14 protein-coding genes are annotated in these 17,821 nt (G+C 73.1%); 6 read left to right on the top strand and 8 right to left on the bottom strand.

Annotation, left to right across the window (positions count from 1 at the left end; translation table 11 throughout):
- Positions 1 to 174 precede the first annotated feature (174 nt).
- Together ACFVXG_RS14895 and ACFVXG_RS14890 are read left to right on the top strand one after the other, a co-directional pair.
- Positions 175 to 2,049, top strand: a complete 1,875-nt coding sequence (locus ACFVXG_RS14895; protein WP_387927564.1) for an endonuclease/exonuclease/phosphatase family protein — start codon at positions 175 to 177, stop codon at positions 2,047 to 2,049.
- 60 nt (positions 2,050 to 2,109) lie between these two features.
- Complete coding sequence (locus ACFVXG_RS14890) at positions 2,110 to 2,631, top strand: GNAT family N-acetyltransferase (protein ID WP_387927562.1); 522 nt, start codon at positions 2,110 to 2,112, stop codon at positions 2,629 to 2,631.
- Between the two features lie 4 nt (positions 2,632 to 2,635).
- Here the strand turns inward: ACFVXG_RS14890 and ACFVXG_RS14885 are convergent, their stop codons facing one another.
- The 6 genes from ACFVXG_RS14885 to ACFVXG_RS14860 form a co-directional block, all read right to left on the bottom strand.
- On the bottom strand, positions 2,636 to 4,996 hold the full coding sequence (locus ACFVXG_RS14885; protein ID WP_387927560.1) for an ATP-binding cassette domain-containing protein: 2,361 nt from the start codon (positions 4,994 to 4,996) through the stop codon (positions 2,636 to 2,638).
- Between the two features lie 119 nt (positions 4,997 to 5,115).
- Entirely contained in the window at positions 5,116 to 5,529 is a 414-nt protein-coding gene (locus ACFVXG_RS14880; protein WP_387927558.1) for a VOC family protein, read from the bottom strand.
- 131 nt (positions 5,530 to 5,660) lie between these two features.
- Complete coding sequence (locus ACFVXG_RS14875) at positions 5,661 to 6,404, bottom strand: class I SAM-dependent methyltransferase (protein ID WP_387927556.1); 744 nt, start codon at positions 6,402 to 6,404, stop codon at positions 5,661 to 5,663.
- Between the two features lie 83 nt (positions 6,405 to 6,487).
- Complete coding sequence (locus ACFVXG_RS14870; RefSeq protein ID WP_387927554.1) at positions 6,488 to 7,261, bottom strand: class I SAM-dependent methyltransferase; 774 nt, start codon at positions 7,259 to 7,261, stop codon at positions 6,488 to 6,490.
- On the bottom strand, positions 7,254 to 7,757 hold the full coding sequence (locus ACFVXG_RS14865) for an N-acetyltransferase (RefSeq protein ID WP_387927552.1): 504 nt from the start codon (positions 7,755 to 7,757) through the stop codon (positions 7,254 to 7,256). Before ACFVXG_RS14865 ends, ACFVXG_RS14870 begins: the two co-directional genes overlap by 8 nt.
- 54 nt (positions 7,758 to 7,811) lie before the next feature.
- A complete protein-coding gene (locus ACFVXG_RS14860) occupies positions 7,812 to 9,344 on the bottom strand; it encodes a hypothetical protein (protein WP_387927550.1) in 1,533 nt (510 codons plus the stop codon).
- Between the two features lie 330 nt (positions 9,345 to 9,674).
- Between ACFVXG_RS14860 and ACFVXG_RS14855 the strand changes: the two genes are divergently transcribed.
- The 4 genes from ACFVXG_RS14855 to ACFVXG_RS14840 all read left to right on the top strand — a co-directional run bounded on the left by ACFVXG_RS14855 (position 9,675) and on the right by ACFVXG_RS14840 (position 16,177).
- Entirely contained in the window at positions 9,675 to 11,381 is a 1,707-nt protein-coding gene (locus tag ACFVXG_RS14855; RefSeq protein ID WP_387927548.1) for an acyclic terpene utilization AtuA family protein, read from the top strand.
- Entirely contained in the window at positions 11,378 to 12,976 is a 1,599-nt protein-coding gene (locus tag ACFVXG_RS14850) for an acyl-CoA carboxylase subunit beta (RefSeq protein ID WP_387927546.1), read from the top strand. The genes ACFVXG_RS14855 and ACFVXG_RS14850 overlap by 4 nt, the downstream gene beginning before the upstream one ends.
- Positions 12,977 to 12,984: 8 nt before the next feature.
- Positions 12,985 to 14,931 (top strand): acetyl/propionyl/methylcrotonyl-CoA carboxylase subunit alpha, encoded by a 1,947-nt coding sequence (locus ACFVXG_RS14845; protein WP_387927545.1) that lies wholly within the window; start codon positions 12,985 to 12,987, stop codon positions 14,929 to 14,931.
- Positions 14,932 to 15,004: 73 nt separating this feature from the next.
- Entirely contained in the window at positions 15,005 to 16,177 is a 1,173-nt protein-coding gene (locus ACFVXG_RS14840) for an acyl-CoA dehydrogenase family protein (protein WP_387927543.1), read from the top strand.
- A 28-nt stretch (positions 16,178 to 16,205) separates the two neighbouring features.
- Here the strand turns inward: ACFVXG_RS14840 and ACFVXG_RS14835 are convergent, their stop codons facing one another.
- Together ACFVXG_RS14835 and ACFVXG_RS14830 are read right to left on the bottom strand one after the other, a co-directional pair.
- Entirely contained in the window at positions 16,206 to 16,889 is a 684-nt protein-coding gene (locus ACFVXG_RS14835) for a class F sortase (RefSeq protein ID WP_387927541.1), read from the bottom strand.
- Positions 16,876 to 17,601, bottom strand: a complete 726-nt coding sequence (locus ACFVXG_RS14830) for a hypothetical protein (RefSeq protein WP_387927540.1) — start codon at positions 17,599 to 17,601, stop codon at positions 16,876 to 16,878. Before ACFVXG_RS14830 ends, ACFVXG_RS14835 begins: the two co-directional genes overlap by 14 nt.
- Positions 17,602 to 17,821 lie beyond the last annotated feature (220 nt).

The raw sequence follows: 17,821 nt of genomic DNA, 5'->3' as shown, positions 1-17,821 counted from the left end.
ATTCCTGGGAAGTATCCGGGAAAAGCTGGGAGTTGAGCAAACGGCAGGTAATGCGCCGGGTATCAGGAGTTCACTGACGCGGTCTTGTCGGGGCATTTTCTACGCGCGTATCTTGAGGGCGCCGCGGGGGACGGGAGCCGTCCCCCGCCATCTCTCTGACAGGAGACCCGCCCGGTGACCACCGCCCCTGCTCCCCGCCCCCGCAGAGCCGCCCTGCTGCGCGCCGCCCTCGCCCCGGCCGCGCTGGCCTTCTCCCTGGTGCTCGTCCCGCTGCCCGCCGCGAACGCCGCAGGCCAGGCCGCCCCGCCCGCGCCGACCGAGGCCGGCCCGCTGCGGATCCACGACATCCAGGGCACCACCCGGGTCTCCCCGCAGGCCGGAAAGCCCGTCACCGGCGTGCCCGGGATCGTCACCGGCGTGCGCGCGTACGGCGGCGTCAAGGGCTTCTGGCTGCAGGACCCGAACCCCGACGACAACCCCGCCACCAGCGAGGGCATCTTCGTCTACACCGGGGGAAACCCGACCGTGCAGGTCGGCGACTCGGTGCTGGTCAGCGGCAAGGTCACCGAGTACTACCCGAACTACTCGGGCGGCTCGCAGTCCATCACCGAACTCACCGGCCCCGCCGTCACGGTGCTCTCCGCCGGCAACCCGCTGCCCGCCCCCGTGGTGCTGGACACCCGCAACATCCCCGGCCGCTACGCCCCGCCCGCCGGGCCCGACGGCAGCATCGACGCCGGACAGCTGAACCCGGAGAAGTACGCCCTGGACTTCTACGAGTCGCTGGAGGGCATGCTCGTCCAGGTCAAGGACGTCCGGGTGATACAGGCGACCGACAAGTACAACGAGCTGTGGGTCGCCGCCGACCGGCAGGACCAGCGCAGCAAGCGCGGCGGCGTGCTGTACGAGTCCTACCGCGAGCCCAACGTCGGCCGCCTGATGGTGCAGCAGCAGGCCCCCGCCGCCCAGCAGCCCTTCCCGGTGGCCAATGTCGGCGACGAACTGACCGGCACCACCACCGGCCCGCTGGACTACAACCAGTTCGGCGGCTACACCCTGGTCGCCGGCACCCTGGGCGCCCACAAGGACAACCACCTCCAGCGCGAGGTCACCGCGCAGCCGGGCGAGCGCGAACTCACCATCGCCACCTACAACGTGGAGAACCTGGCCGCCACCAACCCGGACGCCAAGTTCGCCGAGCTGGCCCGGGGCATCGTCACCAACCTGCGCTCGCCCGACATCGTCGCCCTGGAGGAGATCCAGGACGACAACGGCGCCAAGAACGACGGCACCGTCGGCGCCGGCCGGACCGTCGCGAAGTTCCTCGACGCGATCAAGGCGGCCGGCGGCCCCGCCTACGACTGGCGCTCGGTCGACCCGCAGGACGGCAAGGACGGCGGCGAGCCCGGCGGCAACATCCGCCAGGTCTTCCTGTTCAACCCCCAGCGGGTCTCCTTCACCGACATCCCCGGCGGCAGCGCCACCACCGCCGTCGGCGTGACCGGCACCGGCACCGCCGCCGCGCTCACCGCCTCGCCCGGCCGGATCGAGCCCGCCGACGAGGCGTGGACCAACAGCCGCAAGCCGCTGGTCGGCCAGTTCGCCTTCCGCGGCCAGAAAGTCTTCGTGATCGCCAACCACTTCAACAGCAAGGGCGGCGACCAGGGCATCGACAGCCGCTTCCAGGCCCCGACCCGCGGCTCCGAGGTGCAGCGGATCAAGCAGGCCACCGTCGAGCAGGCCTTCGTCGCGAAGCTGCTGACCGCCGACGAGCAGGCCAAGGTCGTCTCGCTCGGCGACTTCAACGACTACCAGTTCTCGCCCGCGCTGGCCGCCCTCACCAAGGGCGGGGTGCTGCGCGACCTGGTGGACGAGCTGCCGGAGACCGAGCAGTACTCGTACGTCTACCAGGGCAACTCGCAGGTGCTGGACCACATCCTGGTCAGCCCCGCGCTCGGCCGTGCCACGTACGACGTGGTGCACATCAACGCCGAGTTCGCCCAGCAGGCCAGCGACCACGACCCGCAGGTGGTCCGCCTCAAGCCCTGACCTGAGCTGCGGTTATCCTGCCTCCGTCGTCGGCGACCGCCGGCGGCGGAGGCGGATCGCATGACGGGGGCGGGCATGGAGTACCGGATCGAGCGGATCGGACCGGACGACTGGGAGCGGCTGCGCACCATCCGGCTGGCCCAGCTCCTCGACACCCCGCTGGCGTTCGGCGAGACCCACGCGTACGCGCTGCTCCAGGGCGAGGGCAACTGGCGGGCCCGGACGGACTGGCTGAACGAGCCCGGCCGGTTCGGCCTGGTCGCCGTGGACGAGACCGACCGGTGGGTCGCCACCATGATCGCGACCCCCAGCCGCAAGGTCGCCACCGTCGACCTGATCGGCGTCTGGGTCGACCCGGCGCACCGCGGCCGCGAGCGCGGCGTCGCCGACGCCCTGCTGGACGCGGTGATCGCCCGGGCCCGGGAGGACGGCGCCGAGTGGATGCTGCTCGGCGTCCACGAGGCGAACGACCGCGCCGCCGCCTTCTACCGGCGGCGCGGCTTCAGCTACACCGGCGGCGAGACCCCGTATGTGCTGGACGAGCAGGCCCGGATCCTGGAGATGGTCCTCCCGCTGGCGTAGAGCTTCACTTCACGTACTCGGCGAGGTGCTCGCCGGTCAGCGTCGAGCGGGCCGCGACCAGCTCGGCCGGGGTGCCCTCGAAGACCACCCGCCCGCCGTCGTGCCCGGCGCCCGGCCCGAGGTCGATGATCCAGTCGGCGTGCGCCATGACCGCCAGGTGGTGCTCGATCACGATCACCGACTTGCCGGAGTCCACCAGCCGGTCCAGCAGGCCGAGCAGCTGCTCGACGTCCGCCAGGTGCAGCCCGGTGGTCGGCTCGTCCAGGACGTAGACCCCGCCCTTGTCCGCCATGTGGGTGGCCAGCTTCAGCCGCTGCCGCTCACCGCCGGACAGCGTGGTCAACGGCTGGCCGAGGCTGAGGTAGCCCAGGCCGACGTCGGCCAGCCGCTCCAGGATCCGGTGCGCGGCCGGCAGCTTCGCCTCCCCGTCGCCGAAGAACTCCTCCGCCTCGGTCACCGACATCGCCAGCACCTCGCTGATGTCCCGGCCGCCCAGCCGGTACTCCAGCACCGCGGCCTGGTAGCGCTTGCCCTCGCAGTCCTCGCAGGTGGTGGCCACCCCGGCCATCATCGCCAGGTCGGTGTAGACCACGCCCGCCCCGTTGCAGGTCGGGCAGGCGCCCTCCGAGTTGGCGCTGAACAGGGCCGGCTTCACGCCGTTAGCCTTGGCGAAGGCCTTGCGGATCGGCTCCAGCAGCCCGGTGTACGTCGCCGGGTTGCTGCGCCGGGAGCCCTTGATCGCGCCCTGGTCGACCGAGACCACGCCCTCCGTCATCGGGATCGAGCCGTGGATCAGCGAACTCTTCCCGGAGCCCGCCACGCCCGTCACCACGGTGAGCACCCCGAGCGGGACGTCCACGTCCACGTCCCGCAGGTTGTGGGCGTTCGCGCCGCGGATCGCCAACGACCCGGTGGGCTTGCGCACCCCCTCCCGCAGCGCCGTCCGGTCCGCCAGGTGCCGGCCGGTGACGGTGCCGCTCTTCCGCAGCCCGGCCACGCTGCCCTCGAAGCACACCGAGCCGCCCGCCGCACCCGCCCCGGGGCCGAGGTCCACCACGTGGTCGGCGATCGCGATGGTCTGCGGCTTGTGCTCGACCACCAGCACCGTGTTGCCCTTGTCCCGCAGCCGCAGCAGCAGGTCGTTCATCCGGCTGATGTCGTGCGGGTGCAGCCCGGTGGTGGGCTCGTCGAAGACGTACGTGGTGTCCGTCAGCGAGGAGCCCAGGTGGCGGATCATCTTCACCCGCTGCGCCTCGCCGCCGGACAGGGTGCCGGAGGGGCGGTCCAGCGAGAGGTAGCCGAGGCCGATCTCCACGAAGGCGTCCAGCGCCTGCCGCAGCGCGGAGAGCAGCGGCGCCACCGCGGGCTCGTCCAGCGCCCGGACCCAGTCCGCGAGGTCGCTGATCTGCATCGCGCAGGCGTCGGCGATGCTGACGGCCCCGATCTTCGAGGAGCGGGCGGCCGCGCTCAGCCGGGTGCCCTCGCACTCCGGGCAGGCGGTGAAGGTGACGGCGCGCTCCACGAAGGCCCGGATGTGCGGCTGCATCGCCTCCTTGTCCTTGGACAGCATGGACTTCTGGATCTTGGGGATCAGGCCCTCGTAGGTCAGGTTGACCCCGTTGACCTTGACCTTGGTCGGCTCCCGGTACAGGAAGTCCTGGAGCTCCTTCTTGGTGTACTTGCGGATCGGCTTGTCCGCGTCGAGGAAGCCCGAGTTGGCGTAGACCCCGACCGTCCACCAGCTGTCCGGCTTCCAGCCGGGGACCAGGATCGCGCCCTCGGCGAGCGACTTGGTGTCGTCGTACAGCTGGGTGAGGTCGATGTCGGAGACGCTGCCCCGGCCCTCGCAGCGCGGGCACATGCCGCCGGTGATGCTGAAGCTGCGCCGCTCCTTGACCGTCTTGCCGCCGCGCTCGACGGTCACCGCGCCGGCGCCGCTGATCGAGGGGACGTTGAAGGAGAACGCCTTGGGGGAGCCGATGTGCGGGGTGCCCAGCCGGCTGAACAGGATCCGCAGCATTGCGTTGGCATCGGTCGCGGTGCCGACCGTGGAGCGCGGGTCGGCGCCCATCCGCTGCTGGTCGACCAGGATCGCGGTGGTCAGGCCCTCCAGGACGTCCACCTCGGGGCGGGCCAGGGTCGGCATGAAGCCCTGGACGAAGGCGCTGTAGGTCTCGTTGATCAGCCGCTGCGACTCGGCGGCGATGGTGTCGAAGACCAGCGAGCTCTTGCCGGAGCCGGACACCCCGGTGAACACCGTCAACCGGCGCTTGGGGATGTCGACGCTGACGTCCTTGAGGTTGTTCTCGCGTGCCCCGTGCACGCGGATCAGGTCGTGGCTGTCGGCGACGTGCGGCTCGGCCATCGTTCTCTTCGCTCCCGGCGGTCGGTCGTTCTCGGTGATCGGTCGTTCTCGGTGATCGGTCGTTTCGGCAGGGGGCGGGCCCGCCCCGGCCGGTCGTGGCCGGGACGGGCCCGAGGGGGTCAGCGCACTTCGTTGAAGCGGACCATGTTGCCCGCCGGGTCGCGGAAGGCGCAGTCGCGGACGCCGTACGGCTGGAGGGTGGGCTCCTGGACGAGCTCGGCGCCGCCGGACTTCAGCCGGTCGAACACCCCGTCCAGGTCGGCGGTGGCGAGCACCACCCGGGCGTACGTCCCCTTGGCCATCATCTCGGTGATGGTACGCCGCTCGTCCTCGGTGATGCCCGGGTCCGCGAACGGCGGCTCCAGCACCAGCGACACGCCGGGCTGGTCGGCGGGCCCGACGGTGATCCACCGCATCGGGCCGCCGCCGACGTCCTGGCGGACCTCGAAGCCGAGCAGGTCCCGGTAGAAGGCGAGCGAGGCCTCGGGGTCGGTGTGGGGGAGGAAGGTCCAGTGAATGCTGATGTCGTTCATGACTGCAACGCTAGGCGCGGCCCCCGGGCGGGCGCTTCTCGAAAACTGATCGACCCCGGGAGCGGCGGGTGTGGTCGCCGTTCCCCGGGGTCGATGGTCATGCGCAGGGCGTGGCGCTCAGCGCTCGCCGCTCAGGCGCGGCAGCGCAGCATCTCCAGCGGCGGGTGGGCGAGCAGGTCCGCCCAGAAGTCCTCGCCGTACTCGCGCAGGCCCTCCTCGGAGATCCCCAGCGGCACCCACTCCAGCTCGGTGAACCCGGCCCCGCGCAGCGACTCCTCGTAGACCTCGCGGCGCGGGACGGTGCCGAGGATGCTGATCGGCTGGGGGTCGAGCAGCGCGGTGACCCGGACCCGCGGGCCGGTCTCGACGTGATCACCGGTCGGCTCGCAGCGGAACCCGTACTGCTCCAGGGACGCGCAGTCGAAGGCGTAGTCCGGCTTCTGGGCGAAGACGTAGAAGTCCCCGCCCGGCACCAGGCTGCGGTGGATGTTGCGGCACATCCGGTCCAGCGACGCGCGGTCCTCCGCGTAGTTGAGACACTGCACCGCCAGTGCGACGTCGAACTTCCCTTCCAGCGGCCGGAGTTCGGCCACGTCGCCGACCTCGTAGCGCACTCCCAGCGGCTCGCGCTGCTCGAACGACTCCGCGGCGGCGATCATCTCGGTGGAGATGTCGACGCCGAGCACCTCCGCCGCGCCGCGCCGCCGGAGCTCCCGGCTGTAGAAGCCCGTCCCGCAGGCCAGGTCGAGGACGCTCTTGCCGCGCACGTCCCCGACCAGGCCGAGGAAGCTCGGCACCTCCCCGTACCGCGTCAGCGGCAGTGCCTTGAAGCCCTCGAACGCCTCGCCGATCCCGTCGTACTGCTGCACGCCCATCGCGTGGCCCTCCCGTGGTTTGACGACCTGACGGGAAGTCTTCCGCAGCGCCGCGGACCGCCAGTACTGGCGGAAGCCACGAATCAGCGGCGCTGCGCGAGGTGAACGGTGATGTCCGCGTCCAGTGCGACGCGCTCCGGCAGCATCGCGAGGATCCGGCGGAACGCCTCCTCCCGGGCGTCCTGCGGCAGCATCAGATAGGCCGAGACGGTCGACAGATGGCCGAGGTACTCCTCCGGACCCAGCGTCAACCGCCGTGGCACCAGCGCTTGTTGCACCTCGTCGAAGCACTCGGAACGCTGCAGCTCGGTGCCCGGCCACTGCATCTCCCGCTCCGGCGGCGTCCCGTCCGGGGACGGCACGTCATCGCTCGCCAGGAACGGCGCCCGCGCCGCCCGGACGGCTTCCGCCAGTTCGGGATCGGTCAGCTGGAAGGGCCCGCCCATGGAGGCGAACACCCCGCCCGGGCGTAGCAGTTCGGCCACCCGCTCCCACCGGCCCGCCGGCTGCGTCCAGTGCAGCGCCGCTGCCGCGTACACCAGGTCGTACGGTCCGTCAGGCGGCAGCTCCTCGAAGGCCGCCCGTACCGTCCGGACGCCGGCCGGGGCGTGCCGGCGCAGCTCGGCGAGCATGGCGGGGTCGGGCTCGGTCGCGGTGACGGCGACGCCGCGCCCGGCGAACAGCCGGGTCGCCTTGCCCGTCCCGGCCCCGATCTCCAGGGCCGTCCGCACCGGCCGGCCCGCGTACTCCGCGACCAGGTCGAAGAGCTCCGCGGGATACCCCGGCCGGTACCGCTCGTAGGCCTCGGCCACCGTCCCGAAGGTCAGCGCCCGGTCAGGCGCCGCCCGATCAGGCATCGGGCGCACCAGGCAGCGCCAGCCACTCCTCCCAGGCGAGGTCGCGCCCCAGGAAGCGCGGCCGCGCGAACGGCCAGTCGGCGGCGATCCACTGCGGCACCAGCGCGTCCAGCGCCCGCTCCACCTCCCCGCCGACCAGCTCGTCCACCACCCACCAGGCGATCTCCCCGTCCGCCCCGACCCGCTCCGGCGGATCGATGTACACGCACCCGCGCACCGCCGTCTCCGCGGCGTCCAGCAGCACGTAGTTGAACGACTGGTGCGCGGCGATCTCCCGCTCGTGCCGCGCCAGGTCCACCCGGTTCGCCTCGGCCGTCATCGTCCCGGCCGGCCACCCCCAGGCCGGCCCGAAGATCCCGAACAGCCGCTCCCGCGACCCCATCACGGCCGGATAGTCCATCGGCGCGTCCGCCTCCCGGATCGGCCGCAGGTGGTACGCCCCGTCCAGCAGCGGCACGTGGACGGGGTGGACGAAGTCATCAGGAAGCCAACTCATGCCGCCGAGGCTATCCGCGAACCGACCGCGAACCCACCGGATAACCGCCTGTGACTAGTTCCCGGACTTCGGCGGCCACTCGTAAGGGGGCAGCCTGCGGTGCACGGGGCGTTCGTCCACCCTCTGCGACTCCTTGTACGAGGCGTAGCGGATCCTTCCGAAGGAGACCTCTCCGTCCCGGTGCACGTCCACCCCCTCGTTCGGGAAGGAGATCCAGCCCGCGCCGGCCTGGGGCCCCGACACCCAGGGGGTGACCACGCTGCGGACGTTGGTCTCGCCGGCGACGATCGTGCCCCGCTTCTTCTCGGGGTCGGTGATCTTCACGCCCGTTTCGGTGAAGGCGATCCGGCTCTTCTTCCCGTCCGGCCCCTCCGCCCAGTGGGTGGTCACGCCGTTGAGGTCGGCCCGGTCGGCCCAGACGGTTCCCCAGGCCCTGCCCTGGCCGTGGAAGACGTTCAGCCCGTTCGGCGGGAACTCGATCCACCCGTCGGTGTCGCCGGGCCCCTGCACCCACGCGGTCTTCACGCCGTTCAGGTCGGCCTTGTCGGCCCAGACCGTCCCCCGGTCCTGCTTGCCCTCCTTGTGCACGTGCACCCCGCCCTGCGGGAAGTCGATCCACCCGTCGCCGGCGCCGCGGCCGTGCACCGTCCCGGCGTTCACGCGTTCCGCGTCGACCGTGCCGGCCAGGACGGTGCCCGGGGCGCCGGTCCCGTTGTGGATCTCCACTCCGGTCGTGGAGAAGGCGACCCGGCTCCCGCCTGGCGCCTGCTCGACCCAGGGAGTGCGCGTCCCGTGGTCGAACTCGGGGACGAGCGCGTGGACGGTGGTGGTGAGGAAGTACCCCTGGTGCGGCTGCGCGGCGACGGTCGTCCCGGCGATCAGCGTGTAGGTGGTGCCCCGCCTCGGCGCGGAGGGGGGCGACCAGCTGTAGGGCCGCTGGGTCACCCGCGGCCCCTGGGACGCCGACTGGACGAGCACCTCGTTCCCCTGCGGGTCGCGGATCCAGTAGTCGAGGTTGTCCGGCCCCTCCCAGGCCAGCACGACGCTCCGGCCCGCGTCCACGTCGACCAGGGAGTCCTTCTCCGGGCGGAAGTTGCGCGGGACCTTCGGAGCCTGCTTCACCAGCCCGAGGGTGGTGGTGTGTCTCGCCCTCCGGACGGGGAGGTTGTCGTCGCCGCCGCCGGAGCGCTCGTGGACCTTCAGCCGGACCAGCCCCGCCAGGTCGGAGACCGGTATGTTCTCCAGCTTCAGGACCAGCGACTCCTCGGCCGGCAGGGTCAGCCTCCCCCCGGAGGGGTCGTGCGCCCGGAAGCGGCCGCGCGTCTTGTCCCAGTCGAAGACCGGTTCCGGTTCCCGGTTGACGGTGTAGTCCTTCTCGAGGTTCGCGCTGATCGCCGTGGGGTCGCCCGTCAGGTCGTCAGAGCCGCTGCCGACCGGTATCTCCACGTCGATGAAGTCCCACCGCACCTCGGACTGGTGGGTGTTGGAGACGATCACGTACACCGTTCCCACGGAGGGTGCGCCGGGCTGCGACGCGAGGAGCGGGGTCGGGTCGGTGAGGATGGCGTAGTTCAGCAAGGACGGCACGGTCAGGACTCCCTACAGTGCGGTGGCAGGGGTTCGAGCGGGCAGCCGGCGGGTTCACGGCAGCGCCCATGTGCAGCACCAACAGAATCGTCCCGGCGGGCGGTCCAGGTGCCACGATTCCGCACGACTGGCCCGAACAGAGCCCCCGGCGGCCGAAATCGGAGCCGACCCGAAACCGGAGCCGGCGCCGGCTTCGGCTCCGGCCCGGAGACTCCGGCGCGGTGGCGGAAAAACAAGCAGGCATGATTGCTTTTTTCCCCGCCCGGTGCCACGCTGCTGCCCGGCGGCGCTCGTGCGGGGCGTCGTCAACCCACCGGCAGGGGAGGCGCATTGGCGCGCGCACGCTCGGTACTGCGGATCGGCAATGCCTCGGGGTTCTACGGGGACCGCTTCGCGGCGGTGCGGGAGATGCTCACGGGTGGGCCGCTGGACGTGCTCACCGGGGACTACCTCGCCGAGCTGACCATGCTGATCCTGGCCCGGGACCGGCTGCGGGACCCGTCCCTCGGGTACGCCCGGACGTTCCTGCGGCAGATGGAGGAGTGCCTCGGGCTGGCGCAGGACCGGGGCGTGCGGATCGTGGTGAACGCGGGCGGCCTCAATCCGGCCCGACTCGCCGAGCAGCTGCGGGAGTTGGCGCGGTGCCTGGGCGTCCCGACCGCCGTCGCGCACGTCGAGGGCGACGACCTGCTGCCGCGCCGGGAGGAACTCGGCCTGCCCGATGGCCTGTTGGCGGCCAACGCCTACCTCGGCGGGTTCGGCATCGCCGCCTGCCTGGCCGAGGGGGTGGACGTGGTGGTCACCGGGCGGGTGACGGACGCCGCGCTGGTGGTCGGGCCCGCGATCGCCCACTTCGGCTGGACCGCCGCCGACCGGGACGCCCTCGCCGGGGCGGTGGTGGCCGGGCACGTCCTGGAGTGCGGCGCGCAGGCGACCGGCGGCAACTACGCGTTCTTCGCCGAGCACGACGTGGACCGTCCGGGCTTCCCGCTGGCCGAGCTGCACGCCGACGGCTCCAGTGTGATCACCAAGCACCCCGGGACCGGCGGGGCCGTCACCGTCGGCACCGTCACCGCCCAACTCCTCTACGAGACCGGCGGACCGCACTACCTCGGCCCCGACGTGACCGCCCGGCTGGACTCCGTACGGCTCACCGAGGAGGGCCCGGACCGGGTGCGGATCGACGGCGTGCGCGGCGAGGCCCCGCCGCCGACCCTCAAGGTCGGCCTGAACCGGCTCGGCGGCCACCGCAACGAGGTGGTCTTCGTGCTGACCGGCCTGGACATCGAGGCCAAGGCCGCCCTGGTGCGGCGGCAGTTCGCCAACGCCCTGCCGCCCGAGGCCAGGCCGGCCGAGCTGCGCTGGACCCTCGCCCGCACCGACCACCCGGACGCCGACACCGAGGAGGCCGCCTCGGCCCTGCTCCGGCTGACCGCCCGGGACCGCGACCCGGCCAAGGTGGGCCGCGAACTCGGCAAGGCCGCCGTGGAGTTGGGACTCGCCGGGTACCCGGGCTTCCACCTCACCGCTCCACCCGGACCGGGCGCGCCGTACGGGGTGTTCACCGCCGCGCACCTGGACGCGAAGCTGGTCGAGCACACCGCGGTGCTGCCGGACGGCCGTCGGATCACCGTCCCGCCCGCCCCCGTCACCGGCCAAGTTCCGGCCGTCGAAGGCGAGTTGCCAGAACCGCTGCCCCCGGGCCCGACCCGCCGCGCCCCGCTCGGCCTGGTGCTCGGCGCCCGCAGCGGCGACAAGGGCGGCGACGCCAACCTGGGCGTCTGGGCCCGCACCGAGGACGGCTGGTGCTGGCTGGCGCACACCCTCACCGTCGCCCGGCTGCGCGAACTGCTCCCCGAGACCGCCGAGTTGCCCGTCACCCGGCACCTGCTGCCGAACCTCAGGGCGGTCAACTTCACCCTCACCGGCCTGCTCGGCGAGGGCGTCGCCGCCCAGCACCGCTTCGACCCGCAGGCGAAGGCCCTGGGCGAGTGGCTGCGCTCGCGCCACCTCGACATCCCGGAGGTTCTGCTGTGACCGCCCTGCCCACCCGTGTCGACCCGGCCGGGCCCGAGTACGCGGAGCACCGTGCCGCGATGATCGCCAAGCTGGCCGAGCTGGACGCCGAGCACGCCAAGGCGCTGGCCGGCGGCGGCCCCAAGTACGTGGAGCGCCACCGCAGGCGGGGCAAGCTGCTGGCCCGGGAGCGGATCGAGCTGCTGGTGGACCAGGACTCGCCGTTCCTGGAGCTGTCCCCGCTGGCCGCCTGGGGCAGCGACCACCCGGTGGGTGCCGCGCTGGTGACCGGCATCGGGGTGATCGAGGGCGTCGAGTGCGTGATCACCGCCAACGACCCGACGGTGCGCGGCGGCGCCAGCAATCCGTGGACGCTGCGCAAGGCGCTGCGGGCCAATGAGATCGCGCTGCACAACCGGCTCCCGGTGGTGAACCTGGTGGAGTCCGGCGGGGCGGACCTGCCCAGCCAGAAGGAGATCTTCATCCCGGGCGGCGCCCTGTTCCGCGACCTCACCCGGCTCTCGGCGGCCGGGATCCCCACCGTGGCCGTGGTGTTCGGCAATTCGACGGCCGGCGGCGCCTACGTGCCGGGGATGTCCGACCACACCGTGCTGGTCAAGGAGCGTGCCAAGGTGTTCCTCGGCGGCCCGCCGCTGGTGAAGATGGCCACCGGGGAGGAGGCCGACGACGAGTCGCTGGGCGGCGCCGAGATGCACGCCCGCAGCTCCGGCCTGGCCGACCACTTCGCGCTGGACGAGGCGGACGCGCTGCGGATCGCCCGCCGGATCGTCGCCCGGCTGGAGCACCGCAAACCGGGCCCGGACCCGGACCGCTGCGCCGAGCCGCCGAGGTACGACGAGGAGGAGCTGCTGGGCATCGTCCCCGGCGACCTCAAGGTGCCCTTCGACCCGCGCGAGGTGATCGCCCGGATCGTCGACGGCTCCGACTTCGACGAGTTCAAGCCGCGGTACGGCAGCAGCCTGGCCACCGGCTGGGCCCGGCTGCACGGCTACCCGGTCGGCATCCTGGCCAACGCCCAGGGGGTGCTGTTCAGCGCGGAGTCCCAGAAGGCCGCCCAGTTCATCCAGTTGGCGAACCAGCGGAACACCCCGCTGCTGTTCCTGCACAACACCACCGGCTACATGGTCGGCCGGGACTACGAGCAGGGCGGCATCATCAAGCACGGCGCGATGATGATCAACGCCGTCTCGAACTCCAAGGTCCCGCACCTGTCGGTGCTGCTGGGCGCCTCCTACGGGGCCGGCCACTACGGCATGTGCGGCCGGGCCTACGAGCCGCGCTTCCTGTTCTCCTGGCCGAGCGCCAAGTCCGCGGTGATGGGCCCGCAGCAGCTCGCCGGGGTGCTCTCGATCGTGGCCCGCCAGTCGGCCGCGGCCAAGGGGCAGCCGTACGACGAGGACGCGGACGCGGCGATCCGGGCGATGGTCGAGCAGCAGATCGAGGCGGAGTCGCTGCCGGTCTTCCTGTCCGGCCGGCTGTACGACGACGGCGTGATCGACCCGCGCGACACCCGTACGGTGCTGGGCCTGTGCCTGTCCGCGATCCACAACGCGCCGGTCGAGGGCGCGCGTGGCTACGGCGTCTTCCGGATGTGAGAGGTCAGATGATCACCAACCTGCTGGTCGCCAACCGCGGCGAGATCGCCCGCCGGGTGTTCCGCACCTGCCGTGAGCTCGGCATCGCGACCACCGCCGTCCACTCGGACCCGGACGCCCGCGCCCCGCACGTGCGGGAGGCGGACGCCGCCGTGCGGCTGCCCGGGGCCGCGCCCGCGGACACCTACCTGCGCGGCGAGCTGATCATCCGGGCGGCCCTCCAGGCCGGGGCGGACGCCGTCCACCCCGGGTACGGATTCCTGTCCGAGAACGCGGAGTTCGCCCGGGCCGTGCTGGACGCGGGCCTGCTCTGGGTCGGCCCACCGCCGGCCGCGATCGCCGCGATGGGCTCCAAGACGGCCGCCAAGCGCCTGATGGCCGTGGCCGGGGTGCCCGTCCTGGGCGCGCTGGCCGAACCGACCGAGGCGGACCTGCCGGTGCTGGTGAAGGCCGCGGCGGGCGGCGGCGGCCGCGGCATGCGGGTGGTCGAACGGCTGGCGGACCTGCCCGCCGCGTTGGCGGCGGCCCGGGCCGAGGCGGCCAAGGCCTTCGGCTCGGACGAGGTGTTCTGCGAGCGCTACCTGCCCACCGGCCGGCACGTGGAGGTGCAGCTGCTGGCCGACGCCCACGGCACGGTATGGGCGGTGGGCGACCGCGACTGCTCGCTGCAGCGGCGGCACCAGAAGGTGATCGAGGAGGCCCCGGCCCCCGGCCTGCCGCCCGCCGTACGGGCCGAACTGCACACCGCGGCGGTGGACGCCGCCCGGGCGATCGGCTACGTCGGCGCCGGCACCGCCGAGTTCCTGCTCGCCGAGGACGGCCGGTTCTTCTTCCTGGAGATGAACACCCGGCTCCAGGTCGAGCACCCGGTCACCGAGGCGGTCACCGGCCTGGACCTGGTCGCGCTCCAACTCGCCGTCGCCGAAGGGGAGGAGCTGCCCGCGGCCGGGCCGCCGCCGAGCACCGGCCACGCGATCGAGGCCCGGCTGTACGCCGAGGACCCGGCCCGGGACTGGCAGCCCGCCACCGGCACCCTGCACCGCCTCGAACTGACCACGGAGCACCAGGAGTTCGGAGGCCCCGGGCTGCGACCGGACTCCTGGCTGCGGCTGGACTCCGGGGTGGAGGCCGGCAGCGAGATCACCCCGCACTACGACGCGATGCTCGCCAAGGTGATCGTCCGGGCGCCGACCCGCGCGGCCGCCGCCCGCCGGCTGGCCGACGCCCTGGCCCGCACCCGGATCCACGGGCCGTCCACCAACCGGGAGTTGCTGGTCCGGGCGCTGCGGCACCCGGCCTTCCTGGCCGGGCGCCTGCACACCGGCTTCCTGGTGGAGCACGCGGCCGAGCTGCTCGCCCCCGACGCCGAGGGCGCCGGACGGGCCGCCCTGGCCGCGGCCCTCGCCGATGCCGCCGACCGCCCGGGCGCCCTGCCGTCCGGCTGGCGCAACCTGCCCTCCCAGCCCCAGTCCAAGCGCTACCGGGCTCCGGACGGAGGCGAGTTGGAGGTCCGCTACCGCCGGACCAGGGGCGGCCTGGAGGCCGCCGACCACCCGGACGTCGAACTCGTGGCGGCCCGGCCCGACCACGTCCTGCTGCGCGAGGGTGAGGTCCAGCGCCGCTACGACGTCGCCCGCTACGGCGACCGGGTGTACGTCGACACCCCGACCGGCAGCACCGCGCTCACCGCGCTGCCGCGCTTCCCCGACCCCACCGCCCACACCGACCCGGGCGCCCTGCTCGCCCCGATGCCCGGCACCGTGCTGCGCACCACCGCCGCCGTCGGCGACACCGTCACCGCCGGGCAGCCGCTGCTGGTGCTGGAGGCGATGAAGATGGAGCACCGCGTCACCGCCCCCGCCGACGGCACCCTGGTCGAACTGCGCGCCGCCCCGGGGCAGCAGGTCCAGCTCGGCGCCCTGCTCGCCGTCGTCATGTCGCCCGAAGAGTCCTGATCCCCCGAAGAGCCCTGATCCTCCGAAGAGTCCTGAGCACCGCCCGACCACCCGCACAGCGGAAGGACCACGCATGTCGTCCATCGGCAGTCAGCTCCTCGAAACCCCCGAACGCACCGCCCTGCGCAAGGCCGTCGGCGACCTCGGCCGCCGCTACGGCTCCGCCTACTACCTGGCCAAGGCCCGGGCCGGCGAGCCCGCCGAGGAACTCTGGGCGGAGGCCGGCAAGGCCGGCTACCTGGGCGTCAACCTGCCCGTCGAGTACGGCGGCGGGGGCGGCGGCATCAGCGACCTCGCCATCGTCCTGGAGGAACTCGGCACCGCCGGCTGCCCGTTGCTGCTGCTGATCGTCTCCCCGGCGATCTGCGGCACGGTGATATCCCGGTACGGCACCGAGGAGCAGAAGCGGCGCTGGCTGCCCGGACTGGCCGACGGCAGCCGCAAGATGGCCTTCGGCATCACCGAGCCGGACGCCGGCAGCAACTCGCACCGGATCTCCACGGTCGCCCGCCGGGACGGCGAGGACTGGCTGCTGACCGGCCGCAAGGTGTTCGTCTCCGGCATCGACCACTCCGACGCGGTGCTGTTCGTGGCCCGTACGGAAGACGCCCGCACCGGCAAGCTCAAGCCCTGCCTGTTCGTCGTCCCCCGGGACACCCCCGGCTTCGAGTACCGGGCGATCCCGATGGAACTCGTCGCCCCCGAGAAGCAGTTCCAGGTCTTCCTGGACGACGTCCGGCTGCCCGCCGACGCCCTGGTGGGCGACGAGAACGCCGGTCTGCTGCAGCTGTTCGCCGGCCTCAACCCGGAGCGCATCCTGACCGCCGCCTTCTCCCTCGGTCTGGCCCGCCAGGCGCTCGGCAAGGCGGTCGAGTACGCGAAGACCCGCACCGTCTGGTCCACCCCGATCGGCGCCCACCAGGGCCTGGCCCACCCGCTGGCCCAGTGCGCGGTGGAGATCGAGCTGGCCCGGCTGATGACCCAGAAGGCCGGGCTGCTCTACGACGCGGGCGAGGACATGGCGGCCGGGGAGGCCGCCAACATGGCCAAGTACGCCGCCGGGGAGGCCGCCGCCCGCACCGTCGACCAGGCGGTGCAGACCCTGGGCGGCAACGGCCTCACCCAGGAGTACGGCCTGGGCGCGCTGCTGGCCGCCACCCGGGTCGGCCGGGTGGCCCCGGTCAGCCGGGAGATGGTGCTCAACTTCGTCGCCCAGCACACCCTCGGCCTGCCCAAGTCGTACTGAGCGCCGGTCCGCGGGGGGCGGGGAGGCGTCACCTCGCGCCGGTCAGGTGCGCGAACACCACGGTGTTGGCCGCGTACCCGGTGTGCCGGTCGAACTTCCCGCCGCAGGTGATCAGCCGCAGCTCGGCCCGGTCGGTGGGGCCGTAGACCAGGGCGTCCGGGAAGTCCTGCTTGGGGAAGACCCGGACGGAGTCCACGGTGAACACCGCGGTGCGCCGGTCCTTGCGGGTCACCTCGACGGTGTCGCCGGGGCGCAGCAGCCCGAGCCGGTAGAACACGGCCGGTCCGGTGCGGCCGTCGGCGTGGCCGACGACCAGGGCGTTCCCGGCGGCGCCGGGCGCGGCGCCGTCCCGGTACCAGCCGGTCAGGTTGCGCTGGTCCATCGGCGGGGTGCTCAGCTGCCGGGTTGAGGTCAGCCCGAGGCCGGTGACCGGGGCGTCGACCTTGATCGAGGGGATCCGGATCCGGGTCGGCACCGAGGCCGGCAGCGGCGGACGGGCGGGCGGCGTCGGGCTCGGCTTCGCCGTCGGTGCCGGCGCCGCGGTCGGCGCGGCGGCGGCGGGTGCGGGCGGCAGCGGCGGCCCGTCCCGGCCGGTGGTGCCGTCGTGGACCAGCCAGGCGCCGCCCGCCGCCAACGCGAGCGCGGCGACCCCGGCCCGCCAGGGCCAGGAGCCGCCGCGCGGCGCGCGGGTGGCGCGGTCAGGACTCGGCATTGCGCCCGGACCGGCGGCGCATCGCGCGGACGCCCAGTCCGCCGGCGCCGAGGACCAGCGCGAGGCCGCCGAGCACCTCGACGGTGTCGGCCCCGGAGGTGCCGCCGCCGCCGGTGCCCACCCCGCCGTGCGGTCCGCCGTTCGGCGGGGCGCTCGGCGAGCGGCCGGGCGGCAGCGAGGGCGAGTGCGAGGTGCTGGGGGAGTTGCTGGCGGACGCGGACGGCGAGCGCGAGGAGGAGGGCGAGGGTGAACCGGACGGCGAGGTCGAGCCCGAGGGCGACGCGGACGGTGACGAGGTGGCGCAGGAGACGTCGAAGACCTTCTGCTTCGCCGTGCCGCTCTCACCCACGAACGTCCATTCGAGCTTGTAGTGCCCGTCCGGGAGGGTGAGGTTGCCGGTGTGCCCGGTGCCGCCGCTCAGCGTGAGCGACCCGGCCAGCACCTGGGCGGTGCCGGTCGGCGGCTGCTGCTCGATGGTCCAGTTGACCTGCTGGACGGTGTCGAAGTTGAAGGCGTCCAGGTAGAACAGGCAGACCTTGGGCTGGTCGCTCTGGTCGCCCACCGGGGTGGTGCTCTCGTGGATCTTGACGTCGCCGTTGTCGCCCGGCGCGGCCAGTGCGACCGGGGCCCCGCCGAGGGTGAGCGCGGCCGCGACACCGGCGGCGGCGAGCAGACGGCAGGCGGACGGCAGGGCGGCGGAGGTGGGTCTCACGGGGGTGCTCCAGGGGGCCGGGGCCGCACCCGGGCGGGCGGCCGTGCTGCACACCGTCCGTTCGGGCGCCCCCCGGAGCAACCGTGCCACGCTCGCCAGGCCCCCGGTTCCCCACAATGGCCCAGCCCGCCCCCGCACTGTCCGTATGCTCCTGAACACGCCCCGCTCCACCGTCCGACGATTTGGTTGCCGCGTCAACTTCCTTACTGGAGGCATGCCT

The sequence above is a fragment of the Kitasatospora sp. NPDC058162 genome, from assembly GCF_042884005.1.
Lineage (GTDB): Bacteria > Actinomycetota > Actinomycetes > Streptomycetales > Streptomycetaceae > Kitasatospora.
This window is presented reverse-complemented; position numbering and strand designations above follow the sequence as displayed.